The organism is Pseudomonas sp. yb_5, from assembly GCF_043103865.1.
Classification (GTDB): Bacteria; Pseudomonadota; Gammaproteobacteria; order Pseudomonadales; family Pseudomonadaceae; genus Aquipseudomonas; species Aquipseudomonas putida_Y.
The window spans coordinates 57,224-76,912 of sequence record NZ_JBICKE010000112.1 but is presented as its reverse complement, the minus strand read 5'-3'; the positions used below and the strand labels follow the sequence as shown (position 1 = coordinate 76,912).

The window sequence follows — 19,689 nt, the reverse complement described above, 5'->3', positions numbered from 1 at the left end:
GCTCTGTATGAAGAGCCTTGATATTCGGTGATGCTGCGTTGAAAACAGCCTGACCTTCGTCCAAAGGCTTTTCATGCACCCTAGGCAACAGCCTAATTACGCAGTCGTCGCTACTTGGCATGCCAGAAGCCTCCTCCAAGGGGCGCTGATTCGTTTGACCACGGAGCTAAAGGATGGCGCGTCGCAACGAAGGCAATATGCTGGGCTTGCCGTTTAAGGCCTTGTGCTGTTTGGCTGTTTTGATCATTTGGCTGTTTGGCCCAGTGGGCATCGCGTTCTCCGCTGATGAGGCGGGTTCTGTGCCTACCCCCTCGATCGCGTCCGAGGGCTATGTGGAAACCGCTACCTGCCTTGGCTGTCACGTTACCCAGGCCAAGGCCTGGAAGGACTCGGATCACGGTTGGGCCATGCGTGATGCCACCGAGGCCAACGTGCTCGGCAACTTCAAGGATGCTCGCTTCGATGAGGCCGGGGTAACGGCGCGTTTCTTCCGTAGGCAGGGTGGCTTCTTCGTCAATACCGAAGGTGAGGATGGCCAGCCGGCAGACTTTCAAATTCTCTACACCTTTGGCCACTATCCGCTGCAGCAGTACCTGGTTGCCCTGCCCAGGGGCCGCCTGCAGGCTTTGACCATCGCCTGGGACAGCAGAGCCAAGGGCGAGGGCGGGCAACGCTGGTTCTCGCTCTACCCAGGCCAACGCTTCGCGCCCGATGACCCCTTGCACTGGACCGGTCGCTACCAGAACTGGAACGGCATGTGCGCCGATTGCCATTCCACTCGCTTGATGAAGCATTACGACGATCGTCAGGACAGCTTCGCCTCCACCTGGAAAGAGCAGAACGTTGGCTGCCAGAGCTGTCATGGGCCTGGCAAGGCGCATGTCGATTGGGCGAATAAAACCAAACCAGCCGAGCAAGCCTATGCATCGGCCAAGGACATAGGCCTGGCCGTCGATTACAAGGCGCTGGGCAGTCAGGGCATGGTCGAGCAATGTGCGTTCTGCCACAGCCGGCGGCAGACCCTTGGCGTGGGTCAGTTACCTGGTCATCCGCAGCTTGACCAGAGCCTCCCGGCAACATTGCGCCGTGGCCTTTACCACGCCGATGGTCAGATCGACGGTGAGGTGTACGAGTACGGCTCGTTCACGCAAAGCAAAATGTACAATGCAGGGGTGGGCTGCACCGACTGCCACAATCCCCATACCACCAAGGTCAAGATCGAAGGCAACGGGCTGTGCCTGCAATGCCACAACGGCAATCCACCGGTTGCCCGCTTCGCCACCCTGCAGGCCAAGGACTACGATACACCCGCCCACCATCACCATGTCGCTGGCAGCCCTGGCGCTCAGTGTGTCAGTTGCCACATGCCGACCAAGACCTACATGGTCGTCGACCCCCGTCGCGACCACAGCTTGCGGATCCCACGTCCGGACCTCGCCGGCAAGGTCGACAGCCCCGATGCCTGCACCGCCTGTCACAAGGATCAGCAACCGGCCTGGGCGGCCAAGGCAATCGAGCAGTGGTTTGGCAAACCGCAGCGGCCGGTGTTGTTTGGCGAGGCGTTCCAGGCGGTGCGCGATGGCCAAGGTATCCCGTTGAGCCTTTTGAATACGGTGCTGGCAGACAAGACCAAGCCAACCATCGTCCGTGCCACGGCTGCCGAACAGATGGCCGACCTGGGCCCCCAGGCCCTCATCAGTCTGGGCTGGGCGTTGAAAGATCCGAGCCCCTTGGTGCGAGCCTACGCCACCTCTGGTTTCTCGAGCGTGCCACCAGAGCAGCGTCTCAAGCCGCTGTTGCCCCTGCTCGAAGACCCGTCCCTGGCGGTGCGCGATGAGGCAGTGCGGGCGCTCGCGGATGTGCCCACGGCGCAATTGCCAGCCCAGTCGATGGAGGCGTTCAGCACCGCGCTGGCGGACTATGAGGCGCGGCTGCGTGGCAATGCCGACCTGCCTGGCGGGCGTTTGAACCTGGCCGTCCTGTTGAGCCGCCAGGGGCGTCAGCAAGAAGCCATGGAACAGTACCGTCAGGCACTGCGCCTTGACCCATACTTTGTGCCGGCGCGGGTCAACCTGGCCAATCTCGCAACGGCCGAACATCAGCTCGATGAAGCGGAAAGGGTACTGCGTGCGGGCTTGGCGCTGGACAAGATATCGGCCCCCGACCACGGCAACCTGGCGTACATGCTGGCCCTGCTGCTGGTGGAGCGACGCCAGCCCGAAGAGGCCGTGGGACTGATGGAAACGGCAGCGGTCGCGCTGCCAGGCAATGCGCGCATTCGTTACAACCAAGGTTTGCTGCTGTCGCGCATGAACCGTCGGGATGAGGCCTTGGTGGCACTGGAGCAGGGCCTCAAGCAGGCGCCTGACAACGCCGACCTGCTTTACTCGTTGATCTACCTGCATGCCTTGGCCGGTGAACGCAGTGAAGCCTACGCCTATGTGCAAAGAATGCGCAAAGCGGCCCCTGACGATATACGCCTGCAAGGCATCGAGCCTTATTGGCAAAAGTACGAAAGCACAAACTGAAGCTGGCGAGGGCGCGGTGAGCGGCTAGATTTACCTCGTTGCCTTCAAGCAGTTGCGAACATCCGTGGGGCCTCTTGTCGATGCCCCGACTGACTAGGACCGGACAGTGGATATACGCGAGCAGATTGCTGAACTCGAAGCCCATGTGGCGCAGAGCGTGCTGGGCCAGGCCGACACCATTCGTCATGTGATTCTTGGCTTGCTGGCCAATGGTCACGTCTTGCTGGAAAGCCTGCCTGGGCTGGCCAAAACGCGTACGGTCAAGGCGTTGGCCACGCATCTGGAAGCCAGCATGCGGCGCATCCAGTTCACCCCCGACCTATTACCGTCGGACATCACCGGTGGCGAAATCCTCCAGCAGACCGCACAGGGCAACGAGATCAAGTTTCAGCCTGGGCCGCTGTTCGGCAACGTGATTCTCGCCGATGAGATCAACCGCGCCCCGGCCAAGGTTCAGGCAGCACTGCTTGAAGCCATGGAAGAACGCCAGATTACCGTAGCTGGGCAGAGCTACCCGATGTCGGGCCTGTTCATGGTGCTGGCGACCCAGAACCCCATCGAGCAAGAAGGTACCTACCCATTGCCCGAGGCGCAGATGGACCGGTTCCTGATGAAGCTGCAACTGGACTATCCCAAGGTGGAGGATGAAGCCCTGGTGCTACGGCTGGTGCGCAACGAGGAACAACAGGCAGGCCACCCGCACCAGGCGCCTGGGCGTCTGCCCCAGGAAGTGGTGTTCGCCGCCCGCAGCGCGATCGCGTGCATCGAAGTATCGCCCGCGATCGACCGCTACCTGATCGATCTGATCAACGGCACCCGCCACCCGGCAGAGCATGATCCGGACCTTGGGCGTTGGATCAAGATCGGCGCCAGCCCGCGTGGCGGTATCAGCCTGGATAGGGTGGCGCGCGCCCACGCGTGGCTGGCCGGGCAGGAGTACGTCACCCCGGACGATGTGCGTGCGGTCATCCATCCGGTGTTGCGCCACCGCTTGCAGCTCTCTTACGACGCCGTCGCCGATGGCATTGGGGCCGACCAGGTGATCGACCGGCTGCTGGACAAGGTCGCCATCCCAGCCTGAACGGAGCGAGCCCATGCAACCGACCCAGGATGGCTTCGTCTACGCTTCGCTGAGCCAGCTGATGGCGTTCGAGTACCGCGTGCGCGGTTTGAGCTTTCTGGCGCGTCAGCCCTTGGCGAGCATTCTGGCGGGCAACCATGCCTCACGCCTGCGTGGCCGTGGCTTGAGCTTCGACGAGCTGCGCCGTTACATACCTGGCGATGACCTGCGACACCTCGACTGGCGCGCCTCGTTACGCTATGGCAAGCCGTTCGTGCGCACGTTTACCGAGGAGCGCGACCGGCCGACGCTGCTGCTGGTCGATCAGCGCATGAACATGTACTTCGGCTCCAGGCGCAGTTTCAAGTCGGTCACCGCTGCCGAGCTTGCCGCGTTGTCGGCATGGATCGCCCTGCAGGCCGGTGATCGGGTGGGCGGGCTGGTGTTCGACGATCAGCAGGTGGTGCACATCAGGCCGCTGCGCAGCCGCGCACGGGTGCAGGCACTTTGCGCAGCAGTGGTGCGCAGCAACAATCGCCTCAGTGCGTCAGGGCCGGACAGCGAGCTGGAGGGGCAACTCGACAATGCGCTGCGCACTGTCCTCGGCCTGGCCGGGCATGATGCGCTGATTTGCATCATCAGTGACTTTGCCGGCGTGTCGGAGCAGACCTTGAAGCTGTTGCGCCAACTGAGCGCGCACAATGATGTGATCGCCATGCAGGTGTATGACCCCATTGCGCTGGATGTCCCTGACAAGGGGCGTCTGAGCGTGACGCAGGGTGAGGTACAGATCGACCTTGAGGTTGGGCGGCGCCAGGTGCACCGGCCGTTGGGCGACTTTTTCTCCGGGCGCCTGCAGGACGTGGCTCAGTTGCTGCGCCGCAGCCAGATACCCCTGATGATGATCAGTACCGGCGACGAGGTGCTGGGCCAGGTACAGCGTGAACTGGGGCGGCTTGGGGGAAGTGCCCGATGAGTGCCCGGCCGTCGCCTGCCGCCATCGACCAGCTCAAGGAGCTGCCGTTGCCGGTACCGCCGTTCAGTTACGCCCCGCACACCTGGGGCTGGGCGGTATTGCTGGCCTTCGTGGTGCTGGCAGGGCTCGCTTATGCCGTGTATGCCTGGCGGCGCTGGCAGCGCAATCGCTATCGGCGTGAGGCGCTGTTGCGGCTCGACGCGCTGGTGGGGGCGCTGGCCAAGCCCGAGCAGCGTCTGGCGGCCCTGCGTGAAGTGCCGGAGCTGCTCAAGCGGGTAGCGCTTTCCATGCCCGATGCACCCGCGGTACACAGCTTGTCGGGCGCGCAATGGCAGGTGTTTCTGCAGCAGCGGGCACGCTTTGCCTTGCCTGGGCAGTTCGCCGCGCAACTGCACACGCTGGCTTATGCGCCAGACCTGCAGGTGCAGGCGATCGGCGAACCTGAGCTGCGGACCCTGGTGAACACCTGCAGGCGCTGGATCGAGGCTCATCATGTGGCAGTTTGATTACCTGTGGGTGTTCTTGTTGCTGCCCTTGCCCTGGGTCGTCTACCGTTTCATGCGCCCTTATCACGAGGCGCGCAGCGCATTGCGGGTGCCGTTTTTCTTCGCCATGAGCCGTGCAGTGAACCAGTTGCCGGGCACCTCGCCACCCTCGGGCGGACGCTGGCAAGTGCTCGTGAACCTGCTGGTATGGGGTCTTCTGGTGGCGGCCTGCGCGCGGCCCGTACTGGTGGAAAAGGCCATTGAGCGTGAGCAACCGATCCGCGACATGCTGCTGGCGATCGATATTTCGCAGTCCATGCAGGCCAAGGACTTTACTGACGCCAATGGCCGGCAAGTGGATCGGTTGAGCGCGGTGAAAGGGGTGGTCCGCGACTTCATCGCCCAGCGCAAGCAAGACCGCATCGGCTTGATCGTCTTCGGCACGGGCGCCTACCCACAGGCGCCCCTGACCCTCGATCATGCCAGCCTCTCGCTGCTGCTTGATGAAGTCGGTGTGGGGATGGCTGGGCCGAATACCGCCATAGGCGATGCCATTGGCCTTGCCATCAAGCTGCTGGACCAGGCCAATGAGCAGGAAAAGGTGATGGTGCTGCTGAGCGACGGCAACGACACCGGCAGCGCCATAACGCCTGAACACGCGGCAGCCTTGGCCAGTGATCGGAATATCGTGGTACATACCATTGGTATCGGCGACCCCCAGGCCAGCGGTGAAGACAAGGTGGACTTGCAGGCGCTGGAGGGCATCGCGCGTACCACCGGTGGCTGGTTCTTCCGCGCCGATGACCGGGGCGCGCTGGCGCAGGTGTATGCCACGCTCGACCGGATCACCCCGCACCGCGTCAAGACCTTCAGCCATCAGCCCAAGCGTGACCTGTTCTGGTGGCCACTGGGGGCGGCCCTGCTGTTGCTCGCCTTGGGGCATAGCCTGGCAGCCATAGCCGGCCCGTTGCGGGCACGGCCTGCGCAGGGGAGGCCGTGAATGGACATCGACCTCAGCGCCTTGCACCTGCTACGCCCTTACTGGTTGTTGCTGTGGCTACCGGCTGCGCTGCTGCCGTGGGCCTGGCAGCGGCGCCATGATCTGAAGCGGCAGTTGCACGGCGTGATCGCTCCACACCTGGTCGAGCATTTGCTCATCGTCCCCGAGGAGCAACAGCGGGTGCGGCCCGTTCACCTGCTGGCAGCACTGCTCGGCCTGGGTGCCCTGGCCGCCGCCGGGCCGACCTGGCAGCGAGATATCCCGGCGTTCGTCGACAACCGTGCGCCGTTGATCCTGGCGCTGGACCTGTCGCCCTCGATGGATGCCGACGACGTCCCCCCGTCCCGCCTGCAAGCCGCCAAACATACCTTGCACGACCTGGTGATGCGCCGCGCGGGCGCGCGTACAGCGCTCATCGTGTATGCCGGCAGCGCGCACCTGGTGCTGCCCGCCACGGAAGACCCGCAGTTGCTCGATACGTTTTTGCAAGCGCTGACCACCGATTTGATCGCCAAACCCGGCAAGGACGTGGTGGGCGTGATCGAAGTGGCGAAACGCTTGCTTGCTGCCGAACAGGTGCCCGGCACGCTGGTGCTGCTGACCGATGGCGCCGATGCCGGGCAGCTGTCGGCACTCGCGGGCGCGCTGAAAGGCAGCGACCTGCAGGTGATGGTACTGGCCGTTGGCAGCCACGACAGCGGTGTTTTGCATGACGCCCAGGGCCGTACCCGCGTCGATGCCGAAGGGCGCCCGCTACAGGCGGACTTCGATCAGCAGGGCTTGAGGCAGTTGGCCAAAGCCGTCAACGGCCCGCTGGGCAGCCTGACCCTGAGTGACGACGACCTGGACTGGATCGAACTGCATGCGCAGCAGCATTTTCAGGCAGCCCAAGGCGACGCGCAGCAGGTGCACTGGAAGGACGCCGGCTACTGGCTGTGCTGGCCGCTGGCGCTGATCGCGCTGTTGTGCCTGCGCCGTGGCTGGAAGGTGCACTGGATGGCCACCGTGCTGGTGGCGGCATTGCTGGGCACGCAGCCGCAAACGGCGCAGGCCGGGCCTGTCGCTGATGCCTTCTTCACGCCTGACCAGCAGGGTCGCTGGGCCTTTGAGCATGGCCATTACCCGCAGGCTGCGGCGCATTTCAACGACCCTTACTGGAAAGGCCTGGCTGCCTACACCGCCGCCGACTATGACGTTGCCCTGGTCAGCCTCGGCAAGGTCGATACCGCCCAGGCTTTTTTCTACCGGGGCAATATCTACGTGCGCCAGTTCAAGTTCCCCCAAGCGGTCCAGGCCTACCAACAGGCTTTGAAGCGGCAGCCGGTGTTTCCCGAGGCCAGCGCCAACCTGGCATTGGCACAGGCGCTGCTCAAAGACTACGAAGACCAGCAAAAGGCAGGTACACCAGACGAGAAGGCCGACAAGGTGGTGGAGGACCAGACACCCTCCAAAGGCGCCCGGCAGAAGCAGCAAACTCCGCAGGCCGCTTCGGACCAGGTCTGGCTGAACAACCTGACGACGTCGCCGGCACAGTTCCTCAGGCGCAAGTTCCTGCTTCAGGACGCCTCACGGCAAACCCCGGAGGGCACCCGATGAAACGCTTGCTGTTGCTGCTAGGGCTCTACCTGCCATTGCTCGCGGTCGCGGCACCCGAGGCACGCGTGCAGGTGCGGCTGCTGCCGGCCGGTGACACGGTAGTAGGCGCGACGCTCGAGTTGCAGATCGACTTATTGGTGGACACCTGGTTCACCCAGCCGGCCGTGTTGCCGGTGATCGAATTGTCGGGTGCTACGGTGAGCGCGCCGAGCGGTGAAGCGCAGCATCTGAACGAGCGAATCGACGGCAAGACCTTCTTTGGCCTGCGTTACACCTATCAGATTACCCCGCAAACGGCCCAGGCCTTCACACTCCCGGCGCAAACCTTTCAGGTGTTCCCCGGCCAGGCGGATGCCCCGGTCACGCTTACCAGCGAACCGCTGGCGTTCGCAGCCAAGGCCCTGGCCGGCGACGCGACTGTGCACCGCCTGGTGGCACGAAACGTCAGCCTTGAGCAACAAACACAACTGTCGCATTCGCCGTTGCGGGCAGGGGACAGCGTTACCCGCCGTGTTATTACGCAAGCCGAAGGTGCGCAGGCGATGCTGATACCGCCGCCACCGTTGGTCGACATCAAAGGCCTTAAAAGCTATGTACAAACCCCTCGTATTGCGTCGCTCAGTGATGGCCGCGGGGGCTCGATAGGCGGCCAGCGCGAGGACAGTGTGAGCTATGTGGTATCGGCTGCCGGACGTTACCAATTACCCGCGATCGAACTGCAGTGGTGGGACGCGGCTACTGGTGAGGCCAGGCAAGCAACGTTGCCCCCCATCGACGTCAACGCCATCGAGGGTGGTTACAAGGCGCCGTTTTCCATCGACCAGGACCTGCGCGCGCTCGGCCGTCAGGCCCAGTTGCGCCTGCCCGGTTACGGGTTGTGGGCAGCGGGCTTGCTGGTGCTTGGCGGAGTGCTGATTTACTTTGCACGGCCGTGGATGCAGGTGGTGTGGCGGCATTTGAAAGGCTGGCGAACAGCGCGGCGTACGGCGCGGTTGCAGTCTGCCGACCATGCCTGGCGGCAGGCGCGTGCACAACTTGCGCAAGACCCACCTCAGCTCGACGGGCTATACCTGTGGATCCGGCGGGTTACCGGGCAGCGCACGGTGTCAGAATTTTCCTTATCTTTGCCATCCTCATTGCGAATACGTCTACTAGACTGGCTCCAGAACCGTTACGGCAATGGCAGTGAAGTACGCCAGGTTGCGCCGTCACTGAGCCCGATTCTGCCAGCGCTGCGGCGAGCGGCGGTGAACGGGCGGCAGGTCAGTCACCCTGAAGGCTTGAAACCACTCAACCCATGAGTTTTTGCCTGAAGTGGATAGGCAGCACAGAGGAGGGATACTTCATGCTCGACCTGCACCGTACGCGCTGGTGGTTGACCTGGTTGCTCGTGTTGCCTTTGGCTGTGCAGGCCGCGAACCCGCTGCCTTCCTGGCGGGAGGGTCCTTCACGGCAAGCCATCGAAGCTTTCGTGGGCGCCGTGACCACCGAGGGCGGCAAAGATTACGTGCCCGAGGCCGAGCGCATCGCCGTCTTCGACAATGATGGCACGCTGTGGAGCGAGCAGCCGCTGTATTTCGAAGTGCTGTTTGCCCTCGACGAGGTCAAAAGGCTCGCACCGCAGCACCCGGAATGGGCCACCCAACAGCCGTTCAAGGCCGTCCTTGAGGGCGACCAGCAAGCACTCAGTGACAGCGGCATGGACGGTATGCTGAAGATCGTGGCCGCCACCCATGCCGGGGTCAGCACCGAGGCTTTTATCACCAATACCCAGCGCTGGCTGGCGAAGGCCGTGCACCCTCGCACCCACAAGCCGTACACCGAGATGGTCTTCCAGCCCATGCTCGAGCTCTTGCAGTACCTGCGGGCCAATGGTTTCAGGACTTACATCGTTTCAGGCGGCGAGGTGGCCTTCATGCGTGCATTCGCTGAGGAAGTCTATGGGGTGCCGCCAGAGCAAGTGATAGGCACCATACTGGAAGCGCGCTTTATCGACGACAACGGTAAATTGTCTATCGAACGGCTGCCCAAGTTGCTGCACAACGATGATGGCCCAGGCAAGCCGGTGAGCATCGATGCTCATATCGGCCGTCGCCCTATCTTCGCCTTCGGCAACTCCGACGGCGACCTGCAAATGTTGCAGTGGACCATGGCTGGCGACGGCAAGCGCTTTGCCGGGCTGGTCCACCACACCGATGCGACACGCGAATGGGCCTATGACCGCGACAGCAAGGTCGGGCACCTGGACAAGGCGCTGGATGCCGCCATGGGTGCGAACTGGACCGTAGTCGATATGGCGCGCGAGTGGCAGCGCATCTACCCATTCGAAAGCAACCAGGTTCAATGAAAGAGAACCGCAGGGCACAGGGAACCAGCCAAGCAGTAGGTCGATCGTGCACGTAGTCGTGGCAAATGCCAGTAAACGTGATACGGAGAAACCGCCTTATGAAGTCCAGTAGAAGATGGATAACCACATTCGCGCTCGCCGCTACTGCGGCGGTGAGCGTGTGCACGGCGAGTGCCGCGGAAAAACCCAATATTCTGGTGATATTCGGCGATGACATTGGCCAGACCAATATCAGTGCCTACGGCAAGGGCGTGGTCGGCTATCAGACGCCGAACATCGACCGCATCGGCCAGGAAGGGATGCTGTTCACTGACTATTACGCCGAGAACAGCTGCACCGCTGGGCGTTCTACCTTCATCACCGGGCAGACACCGCTGCGCACCGGTTTGTCCAAGGTCGGTATGCCTGGGGTGCCCGTGGGCTTGCAGGCGCGCGATGTCACCATTGCCCAGGCACTCAAGGCGCAGGGCTATGCCACTGGCCAGTTCGGCAAGAACCATTTGGGCGACCGGGATGAATACCTGCCGACCAATCATGGGTTCGACGAGTTTTTCGGCAACCTGTATCACCTCAACGCCGAAGAAGAGCCGGAGCGTGAACTGTGGCCTAAGGATGATGAGGCATTCGTCAAGGCTACCTCGCCGCGCGGTGTGATCAAGTCGAGCGCCGATGGCAAGATCGAGGATACCGGTGCGCTGACCAAGTCGCGCATGGAGACCATCGACGACGAGACCACCCAGGCGGCAATCAACTTCATCGACAAGCAAGTCAAGGCTGACAAGCCGTTCTTCGTCTGGATGAACACCACCCGTATGCACCTTTATACCCATGTACGTGAGTCGATGCGTGGGCAGAGCGGCATGCCGGGCAATGAGTATGCAGATGGCATGCTCGAACACGACGGTGATGTGGGCAAGCTGCTCAAGACCCTCGATGACCTGAAGATCGCCGACAACACCATCGTGGTCTACACCACGGACAACGGTCCTAACCAGTTCTCCTGGCCTGATGCCGCGACGACGCCGTTCCGCAACGAGAAGAACTCCAACTGGGAAGGCGCCTACCGCGTGCCGGCGATGATCCGTTGGCCGGGCAAGGTCAAGCCGGGCACGGTGTCCACCCAGATGTTCTCGGGGCTGGACTGGTTCCCGACACTGTTGGCCGCAGCCGGTGACACTGACATCAAGGACCGTTTGCTCAAGGGCACCGATGTGGGGGGCAAAAACTTCAAGGTGCATCTGGACGGTTATAACCAACTGGACTATCTGACCGGCAAAACGGACAAGAGCGCACGTAACGAGTTCTATTACTTCAACGACGACGGTGAACTGGTGTCGATGCGCTTCGGCAACTGGAAGCTTGTGTTCTGCGAACAGCGCGCCCCGGGTGGCTTCGCCGTCTGGAGCGAGCCGTTCACCTGTCTGCGGGTGCCCAAGGTCTTCAATCTGCGTATGGACCCGTATGAACGCGCCGATGTCGTCTCCAACCAGTACTACGATTGGGTGACCAAGAACGACTACCTGATCTTCCAGGGAACCCGCAAAGCTGCCGCATTCCTGCAGACGTTCGTGGAATACCCGCCGAGCCAGCGTCCGGCAAGTTTCAGCATCGACCAGATCCGTGCTGACGTGGACAAGAAGATCGAAGAGAAGATGAAGCAATAACGGCAATGCCCCGCGCCCGCCCTTGGCGGGCGCATTCTTTCATACCCAGTGCGGACAGGCGTGTGAGTCCGTTAAGGCTTGATGATGCCAGCAGTCGTGAACCTTCCCCGCGCCGGCAGCCCCGGCACCACCGAAACGCAAGCACCGCTGCAATGGCTGATGCCTGCGGCGCTGCTGTTCGCCTCTGGTGGTGCAGCGCTGATCTATCAGGTGCTTTGGGTCAAGCAGCTGTCTCTGGTGGTTGGGGTGGAGGTGTATGCCATCACCGCTGGCATCAGCGCGTTTTTTGCAGGGCTGGCCATGGGCGGCCTGCTGTTCGGTCGCTGGGCTGACCGCTTGCGCCACCCGGTCAGGCTCTATGCGGGGCTGGAGTTGTCGGTCGCTTTACTGGCGGTGGCGGCGACCTTGGGGCTGGCGCAGAGTGCGGCACTGTTTGCCCGCCTGGAGGCAAATGTCGGCTTGCTGGCCTGGCTGCTGCCACTGAGCCTGGTGGGGCTGCCCGCCTTTTTGATGGGCGGAACCTTGCCTGTACTGGTTCGAGCGCTGACCCCCAGTGACGCGCAGACGGGGGAGGCGGGTGGTCGGTTATACGCCGCCAATACCGCTGGCGCAATCTGCGGCACCTTGTTGGCGGCATTCGTCTTGCTGCCCCTGCTTGGCGTCACCGGGGCCGCCTGCGTAGCGGGGGCGTTGAATCTGCTGGCCGCGCTGGGCGCCTGGTGCGGGCGCGGCAGGGATGAGCGGGCCTTGCCTACCTCTGCCACTGCCTCGCTGCCGCGCACGCCGCAGGCTCGCTTGGCCATCGCCCTGTATTGCCTGGCAGGCGGCGTGGCGCTCGGTTACGAAGTGGTGTGGACCCAATCGATCGTGCAGTTCATGAGTACCCGCGCGTTTGCCTTCTCCGTGGTGCTGGCCACGTACCTGACGGGGTTGGTCCTGGGCAGTGCACTGTATGCCCGGCGCGCCGACCGCATCCGCGACCCTTGGGGGCTGTTCGGCCTGCTGATCGCGTCTGCCGGGCTGCTGGCGTTGTTGCAGATTGCCGGGCTCGGGCGGTGGCTGGTGACCTGGCAGACCCTGCTGGAAAGCCATGTACTGCAACTGACCGGCAGCCAGTTGGCTGGAATGTGCGCGCGCTTTGCGGCTGCCGCAGTGTGCGTGGTATTCATCCCGACCACGTTGCTCGGGGCGGCATTTCCGCTGGCCCTGCGCCTGGCCGTGGACAGTGGCCAAGTGGGGCGGGACGTGGGGGCGGTGATTGCCCTCAATACCCTGGGTGGCATCGTCGGTGTCATGCTCACGGGGTTTGTCCTGGTGCCTGGAATAGGGCTGGTGCGAACTTTGGTGGTGCTCGCTTGCCTGGCGGCGGCCATCGGGGCAGTAGCGACATGGCGCGGCAAGGCCGTGCACAAGGGCATGCGGGCAGCGGTCCTGCTGGTTGGCGGCGCGACCCTGGTTACCGGCGCACTTACCCCACCAGAACGCTTGGCACAGTTGTTACCAGGTGCGCGTAGCGGCGAACTGGTGTTCTACCAGGAAGGCCGCGGCGGCACGGTAGCGGTGGTCAACCAGCAGCGTCAGGGACAAGCGTTCAACCGCCTGTACATTCAGGGTGTGTCCAACACTGGGGATGCCATGCCGTCACTGCGCTACATGCGCCTGCAGGCGTTGCTGCCATTGCTGATACATCGCGACGAGCCGCGCTCGGCGCTGGTGATCGGCTTCGGCACCGGGATCACCGCCGGTGCAATGCTGCGCTATTCAGGCCTGGAGCATCCGGTGGTTGCCGAACTGCTGCCGCAGGTACTGGCAGCGGCGCCGCTGTTCTCCGGTAACTACGACGCTGTGAACGATCCGCGCCTTGACATCCGCCTGCGTGATGGGCGCCGGGAGCTTTTGCGTAATGAGCAACGATACGACGTGATCACCCTGGAGCCACCACCGCCCTCGGCAGCAGGGGTGGTCAACCTTTACTCGCGCGACTTCTATCAGTTGGCAGCGTCTCGCCTGCAGGAGCATGGACTGGTGGCTCAATGGCTACCGCTCCCCACCCAGAACGACGAGGACAGCCGCTCGCTGGTACGCAGCTTTCTTGACGTGTTCCCGCATGCCTCGCTGTGGACCACTGAGTTTCACGAGATGCTCTTGATCGGCTCGGCAACGCCGATGGTGCTGGATGTACCGCGCATCCGCCAACGTTTCGAGCAACCCCAGGTTTCGGCTGCCCTGGCCCAGGTCGGCGTAAGCTCGGTCGAAGCATTGCTGGCCACCTGGGTGACCGACCGGCAAGGGCTTGAGCGTTATGCCGGCGATGCACAGCCGGTTACCGACGATCGGCCCCGTATCGAGTACGCGCCGTGGGTACGGCCGCGCGAAATCACCCGCGTGCTACCGGCATTACTGGCGCTGCGGGTAGCGCCGCCATTGGAAAATGCCAACCCCTCGGTGCTCGCCGCGGTGAATGATGAGTGGGCGTTGCTGCGTCGTTTTTATGGGCTGTCGCTGCTGGCCTACAACGGCAATCGCCAGGCCTGGATGCGCGAGGCGCGGGCCTTGGCGCCGATCAGCGCAGAGAATCCTTACATGCGCTGGTTTACCGGCGGTAGGCGCTGAACTGAACCCACGGTTAGAAACTGCGTCAGGCCTGGCTATTACTGCATGTTGCGCCTGCACGGGGCCATGGCTGGGGCCAGATCAGCACCGGAGGGTTCATCGCTCACGCGGTGTTTTCAGGTTTGGACGGGGCCGCGTGCCACTGCTCCTTGGGCACCCATTTGGGTTGCTCGGGGTCGCCCAGGTAGTGAGGCGACATGATTTGCACCCCATACTCATTGAACACGTCCTGGATATTGGCGTGCAACAGGCTCAGGAGCTGCGCGCGTGGCCTGGGCTCTGACGGAATGGCCTGGGCCACTAATCGATACTCGGGGTAGAAATCCGACAGCGCCGTCTGGAATACCTGGGGCGCGGGCGTTTGCAGCACGCCGTCGGTGCGACGAGCCGCTTCCAGCAACATCGCCTCGACCTGACGCCAGGGGGTGTCGTAGCCGATGGTCACCACGGTATCGACCACATAGCCTGGCCCTTCCACGATACGCGAGTAGTTCTTGGTCACCGAGCCGGTAATCATTGAATTGGGAAGTGTCAGCACTTCGCCAAGCCCGGTGCGTATGGATGTGGTGAAGATGCCCACTTCGGTCACCGTGCCCTCGTAATCGCCCACGCGTACAAACTCGCCGACGCGCATCGTGCGTGTGTAGGTAAGGATCAATCCGGCGGCCCCTTGGCCGATGACACTGGTCGCCCCCAGTGAAATCATCAGACCGAGCAACACCGAGAGCCCCTTGAAGGCATCGGTACCCGAGCCGGGTAGATAGGGGTAGGCCATCACCAGGGCGAATAGCCATATTGCCAGCGACGTCAGGCGCATGGTCGGTTGCAAGGTTTCGGCGGTCAGCCATTTCAACGTGCCCGGGCGTGCCATGCGCCTTAGCACACGTTTGGAGAAGGCGCTGATACCGCGGGCGATGAAGAAGATCGACAGCGCAACTACCAGGCCGGGCATGGCACGTAAAATGCCGCTGACCAGGTAGTTGAGCAGCTCCATCAGGTGGATATTGAGGCTTTCACCCCAAGACCTTGTGTAGGGGAACTGAGACAGCACGAAGCCCAGCCACTGGTAGCAGAACAACAACACGACCAACCAGTACAGCAGCCAGAGTGAGCGGTCGATCAGGTAGTACAGGTTCTGCAGGTCGAACAGTTGCGTGTGGCCGACCTTGAGGCGCTCGGAGTGTTTGCCCATCAGTTTGGGCAGCAGTCCCAAGAGCTTGCGTCGACAGTAGCCTGCGGCCTTTACCAGCATGAAGAACACCAAGGTTGCCGCAGCGCCGTAGCCTATCGCCGTGAGCAAAAAGCGCAGGCTACGCGCCTGACGGGTTTCCTCGACGACAAGGCGCAGGTTCTCGGCGGCCTGCTCGGCGGCTTCGCCTGCTGTAATGCTATCGGCCGCAGCATCCAGCGGCGTCACGATGAATGCACGGCGCCCGCCCAGCAGCACCAGGTAGCTGCGCAGAATAGGGTCGACGCGAACCTCCAGATCGTTTGTTTCCTGGAGTGTTTCCTCGATGACCTTCTTGGCGCGCTGGGCGCGCACCTTGGGTGTTTCGCCCAGCAGCGTCGCACGAAAGACCAGCACCGTGCGGTTGATGACGGTCAGCGGGGCGGGCTCGGCAATGACACCCTCTACCTCTGGCCCGGACTGAGGGTTGTCTGCATGGAGCAGGGGCGAGAACAGCAAGTGGGTCAGTAGCACCAGCCAAGCAGCCCGTCCGAACCTGCGCTTCTTGCCCATTTGACAGCCCCTGTGCCGGCGTGTGGATTGCTACCAGCATAGTCGGCTTCAGCCAGCATTCAGTGGCTTAGTTCGCGTGCAAGAGGATCACGAAGTTCTTCTTCATGTCTTCCACTACGGTCCATTTGCCCTTGGCGCCCGGTTCGATAATGAACGTGTCGCCAGCGGCCAGTTTGACCGGGGCGCAACCCTCAAGCTCGATGATGCAGCATCCACTCAAAACGTGGCAGAACTCCCAGACTTTGTAGTCAATGCGCCACGCCCCGGTGCTGGCTTCCCATTCTCCGGAAATGCGACCTTGCTGTTCATCGTGATAGTACTTGGACGTCAGCGTGTGAGGGGTACCTTCCAAAACTTCTTCAAAGAAGGGCAGGTCGCGCAGCGGTTGGATATCCAGTTCGCGGAACACGGTCAGTTTCTGGTTCATGGCTGTTTCTCGAGCACGTTGTGAGTAGGGCGATACATTAAATAGGCTTCACCGGTTACACCGAGCATCGGGTGCGGAACGATCTGGCAGGTTTTCACGATCTGAAATCCATGACGTTCGTAGAAGCGGCGTGCACCGTGGTTTTCTGCGTAATCGATCAGGCACAGTCCATCGAGGCCAGCGTCGTCAGCGCGCTGCTGGGCGTGGCGAAGAAACTGGGCACCCAGCCCCTGGCTCCGCCAGGCCTCATCCAGTGCCAGGCTGGATATGTACAAGGTATCGGGTATTTCCATGTCGGAATAAGGCGCGAGGACGGGGTCGGTCTCGGCTGGCCTGTCAGGCGTCGCGCGCAAGACATAGCTATGCATCATGCCGATGACGCGCCCTTCGAAAGTGGCCATCAGGCAGTTCTTGTATGAAAAGTCGCCCTGTTCTCTGGCATAGCGAGACGCACCGACACTCAGCAGTGCTTCTCCGGGGGCAGCGAGCTTGCTCCATATGTAATCGGCCATGCCCTCCGATGTCAGTTGAAAGAAGCGCGCAATATCATGCGCGTCCGAGACCCGAGCGGGTCTGAAGTCGATAGACATGTACAGTGCTCCCAAGGGGCCGCGTGGTCATTTTGCAAGGGCTAAGCCTTTGGCTGCGGGGCAGGGTAGACGGTTTCAGCGGTTCCCATGATGCTCTGCGCGAACACCATCAGCACGGCGCGCGACACTGCCCACATGCCCACATGCACGTGGCGCTATAAAAGGTTCGGGATGGCTTGGGTATTGGATCGTGCAACCCCTTTCAAACCGCCGACGAAGCCTCTGTGCAAGCGTCCGTAAATCCACTAAATTGTGGGTAGATGTAGAAATTAAGAGATAAGACGCAAATTAAGGGAATTAGCTCGATTGATAGGGCCTTGCGTTAATTCTATAATTTTGTGGATTAACTGGTACAGAGCGGGCTTGGTACACACTATGTTGGATTTAAGCTTCAGCAAGCCGAGTGAGGTCGTGAAGCGCCTCTGCGATCGCTTGCGCACAGAGCGCTTGGCGCGGGACATGACACAGGCGGACTTGGCCGGGCGTGCTGGCATCGCTACAAACACAGTGTCCAACCTTGAAGCCGGGCGCAATGTCGGATTCGAGAACGTCGTTCGGGTGGCGATGGCGCTTGGCCGGACCAAGGAACTGGAAGGCCTTTTCCTGCCAAAGCTGGACAGCATCGAGGATATCCGGCGCTACGAAAACAGCGCCAATCGTCTTCGTACCAAGAGGAAGCCCGGCAATGCTTGAGCAGGTGAACGTCTTCTACGAAGGGTGGGGGGAGCGATGGCAATGGGGCACGCTGGTCTCCACGACTGCCCTGACCGGTCGTCCACTGATTGTGTTCGAGTACAGCAATGAAGCCAGGCAAAGGGGCTTGGAGCTGTCGTCCTACACGCTGCCGTTGGAGGGGGCTCAACTGCGCCGAGACTTTCCAGACCACCAACTGTACTTGCCAGGGCCTGTTTACGACGCCTTGCCGGACGGATGGGGCATGTTGCTGATGGACCGTATGTTCAGGCGCCGCGGGCTCACCACAGCGCGCATCGGCTCACTGGAACGGCTGGCCTATATCGGTGGTAATGCCATGGGGGCCATGACGTTTGAACCCGTGGCGCCCGAAGGGCAGGCGTCTGAAGTCCACATCCCGCTGGAGCAGCTAGCCGCCGAAGTGCAGGAAGTGCTCCATGGAGACGGCGGTGAGTTCCTGCAGAGGTTGCTGCTGGTGGGTGGCTCGCCTCAAGGTGCAAGGCCTAAGGCCCTCGTCTATCGTGATCCCGAAACTGGCCGGTTTACAACTGCCGTGACGGCGGGCTTTGAAGCCTGGCTGGTCAAGTTCCCGGCCAAGGAAGAGCATGCCGAGGTGTGCGCTGTCGAAATGGTCTACGCCGAATGCCTGCGCATGTGCGGTATCGAGACCCCTGACACGCAGTACTTCAGCCTGCCTGATGGGTTGGCGGCGTTTGCCAGCAAGCGATTTGACCGTCAGGATGGCCTGCGCGTGCCCATGCAAAGCCTCGCGGCCTTCACGGGGGCGAATTACCGGTCTCCAGGCGTGTTGGACTACGTCAATTTCCTTCGGGCAACCCAGATGTGTACCAACGACGTGCGAGAGATGGCGGTGGCCTTCGAACGTGCTGTCTTCAATGTAGCGTTCAACAACAGAGATGATCATCCCAAGAACTTTGCCTACGTCATGTCGCAGGACGGTCATTGGAGACTGTCGCCGGCCTACGATGTGACCTTTTGCGAGGGATCAGGTGGATATCACCAGATGGATGTAATGGGGGAGGCCCTGTCGATTACCCGCACACAAATGCTTCGGCTTGCCGAGGAAGCCGAGGTGCCCCGGGAGGTTGCAGGCAGAATGATTGACGGCATTTGTGAGGTGGCTAGCCAGTTTGCAAGCATCGCCGAGAACCTGTACCCACAGGTCATTACGCCAGACACCTTGCGCACGATCCAAGGCCGCATCGATCAGAACGTAGCTCGGTTACAGGGCAACGGTTGCCATTGAAGCAGGGAGGAGCGGGCGCTCAGTCGGCGCGCCGATTTTTGGCAAGGGATATCGAAGGGCGGGATGGTGATGCCCTCATGGAGAGACCACCAAGTTGATCGGATAGCGCTCGGCGCTGGTTGGGAACAGCAAAGAAGGAAATTGTTGGAGAGCGTCCGGGGAAGGCCCAATGCGATGGGCTAACCGGTGATCCTTTAGCATTGAGGTCTGCGCATGGAATATCGCGTTCGTCCCGCCACACGCAACGATGCAGCAGCGATTAGCCGCGTAGTTCTAGCCGCCCTGCGTGAGTCAAATTCACAGGACTACCCGCCTGATGTGATCGCTCAGGTTGAGCGGAGCTTTGCTCCTGAAGTCGTCACTGCACAACTTGCCAAGCGCAGGGTTTTCGTAGCCTTGCTGGGCGATAACATCGTTGGCACTGCCGGTCTTGACGGTGATGTGGTCAGAAGTGTTTTCGTTGACCCGGCTCACCAAAAAGGCGGCATTGGCCGGCATCTGATGGATGTCATTCATGCGACCGCTGCCCACGCCGGCATTGGGGCTGTACGTGTGCCATCGTCGATTACCGCCGAGAAGTTCTATGCCGCCCTGGGCTATCAGAAAATCCGCGACGAGTTTCATGGGGCTGAGCGCACCATCGTAATGGAAAAACGGCTCCAGGATTAGCCCAGGCTAGTTACCCGTTTATTCGGCAACGAC

At 61.8% G+C, this 19,689-nt stretch carries 16 protein-coding genes; 13 read left to right on the top strand and 3 right to left on the bottom strand.

Annotation, left to right across the window (positions count from 1 at the left end; genetic code table 11):
• Nucleotides 1-173: 173 nt before the first annotated feature.
• The 10 genes from ACF8GF_RS20970 (at nucleotide 174) to ACF8GF_RS20925 (ending at nucleotide 14,269) form a co-directional block, all read left to right on the top strand.
• Nucleotides 174-2,528 carry a tetratricopeptide repeat protein gene (locus ACF8GF_RS20970; protein ID WP_392487949.1) on the top strand — a complete coding sequence of 785 codons (2,355 nt, stop codon included), beginning with the start codon at nucleotides 174-176 and terminating at the stop codon, nucleotides 2,526-2,528.
• Nucleotides 2,529-2,634: 106 nt separating this feature from the next.
• Entirely contained in the window at nucleotides 2,635-3,609 is a 975-nt protein-coding gene (locus ACF8GF_RS20965) for a MoxR family ATPase (RefSeq protein ID WP_176684044.1), read from the top strand.
• A gap of 13 nt (nucleotides 3,610-3,622) precedes the next feature.
• Entirely contained in the window at nucleotides 3,623-4,564 is a 942-nt protein-coding gene (locus ACF8GF_RS20960; protein ID WP_325950882.1) for a DUF58 domain-containing protein, read from the top strand.
• Entirely contained in the window at nucleotides 4,561-5,070 is a 510-nt protein-coding gene (locus tag ACF8GF_RS20955; protein WP_176684042.1) for a DUF4381 domain-containing protein, read from the top strand. Before ACF8GF_RS20960 ends, ACF8GF_RS20955 begins: the two co-directional genes overlap by 4 nt.
• Complete coding sequence (locus ACF8GF_RS20950; protein ID WP_392487948.1) at nucleotides 5,057-6,049, top strand: vWA domain-containing protein; 993 nt, start codon at nucleotides 5,057-5,059, stop codon at nucleotides 6,047-6,049. The genes ACF8GF_RS20955 and ACF8GF_RS20950 overlap by 14 nt, the downstream gene beginning before the upstream one ends.
• Complete coding sequence (locus ACF8GF_RS20945) at nucleotides 6,050-7,645, top strand: VWA domain-containing protein (protein ID WP_176684040.1); 1,596 nt, start codon at nucleotides 6,050-6,052, stop codon at nucleotides 7,643-7,645.
• Nucleotides 7,642-8,946, top strand: coding sequence for a hypothetical protein (locus ACF8GF_RS20940; protein ID WP_392487947.1), 1,305 nt, complete (start codon nucleotides 7,642-7,644; stop codon nucleotides 8,944-8,946). Before ACF8GF_RS20945 ends, ACF8GF_RS20940 begins: the two co-directional genes overlap by 4 nt.
• 44 nt (nucleotides 8,947-8,990) lie before the next feature.
• Nucleotides 8,991-9,992: an HAD family phosphatase gene (locus tag ACF8GF_RS20935; protein ID WP_176684038.1), complete on the top strand. Its 1,002-nt coding sequence runs from the start codon at nucleotides 8,991-8,993 to the stop codon at nucleotides 9,990-9,992.
• Between the two features lie 98 nt (nucleotides 9,993-10,090).
• Nucleotides 10,091-11,656 carry an arylsulfatase gene (locus ACF8GF_RS20930; protein WP_176684037.1) on the top strand — a complete coding sequence of 522 codons (1,566 nt, stop codon included), beginning with the start codon at nucleotides 10,091-10,093 and terminating at the stop codon, nucleotides 11,654-11,656.
• An 84-nt stretch (nucleotides 11,657-11,740) separates the two neighbouring features.
• Nucleotides 11,741-14,269, top strand: coding sequence for a fused MFS/spermidine synthase (locus ACF8GF_RS20925; RefSeq protein WP_392462387.1), 2,529 nt, complete (start codon nucleotides 11,741-11,743; stop codon nucleotides 14,267-14,269).
• Between the two features lie 103 nt (nucleotides 14,270-14,372).
• Here ACF8GF_RS20925 and ACF8GF_RS20920 read toward each other — a convergent pair whose 3' ends face one another.
• The 3 genes from ACF8GF_RS20920 to ACF8GF_RS20910 form a co-directional block, all read right to left on the bottom strand.
• Nucleotides 14,373-16,010 carry a mechanosensitive ion channel family protein gene (locus ACF8GF_RS20920; protein WP_392487946.1) on the bottom strand — a complete coding sequence of 546 codons (1,638 nt, stop codon included), beginning with the start codon at nucleotides 16,008-16,010 and terminating at the stop codon, nucleotides 14,373-14,375.
• A gap of 67 nt (nucleotides 16,011-16,077) precedes the next feature.
• Complete coding sequence (locus tag ACF8GF_RS20915) at nucleotides 16,078-16,437, bottom strand: cupin domain-containing protein (protein WP_392487945.1); 360 nt, start codon at nucleotides 16,435-16,437, stop codon at nucleotides 16,078-16,080.
• The gene (locus ACF8GF_RS20910; RefSeq protein WP_021782299.1) at nucleotides 16,434-17,027 is read right to left on the bottom strand and encodes a GNAT family N-acetyltransferase; all 594 of its coding nucleotides are present in this window, start codon (nucleotides 17,025-17,027) and stop codon (nucleotides 16,434-16,436) included. Before ACF8GF_RS20910 ends, ACF8GF_RS20915 begins: the two co-directional genes overlap by 4 nt.
• 375 nt (nucleotides 17,028-17,402) lie before the next feature.
• On the opposite strand from ACF8GF_RS20910, the gene ACF8GF_RS20905 reads away from it, so the two are divergent.
• The 3 genes from ACF8GF_RS20905 to ACF8GF_RS20895 all read left to right on the top strand — a co-directional run bounded on the left by ACF8GF_RS20905 (nucleotide 17,403) and on the right by ACF8GF_RS20895 (nucleotide 19,656).
• The gene (locus ACF8GF_RS20905; RefSeq protein WP_021782301.1) at nucleotides 17,403-17,720 is read left to right on the top strand and encodes a helix-turn-helix domain-containing protein; all 318 of its coding nucleotides are present in this window, start codon (nucleotides 17,403-17,405) and stop codon (nucleotides 17,718-17,720) included.
• On the top strand, nucleotides 17,713-18,987 hold the full coding sequence (locus ACF8GF_RS20900; protein ID WP_392487944.1) for a type II toxin-antitoxin system HipA family toxin: 1,275 nt from the start codon (nucleotides 17,713-17,715) through the stop codon (nucleotides 18,985-18,987). The genes ACF8GF_RS20905 and ACF8GF_RS20900 overlap by 8 nt, the downstream gene beginning before the upstream one ends.
• 213 nt (nucleotides 18,988-19,200) lie before the next feature.
• Complete coding sequence (locus tag ACF8GF_RS20895) at nucleotides 19,201-19,656, top strand: GNAT family N-acetyltransferase (RefSeq protein ID WP_279934964.1); 456 nt, start codon at nucleotides 19,201-19,203, stop codon at nucleotides 19,654-19,656.
• Nucleotides 19,657-19,689 lie beyond the last annotated feature (33 nt).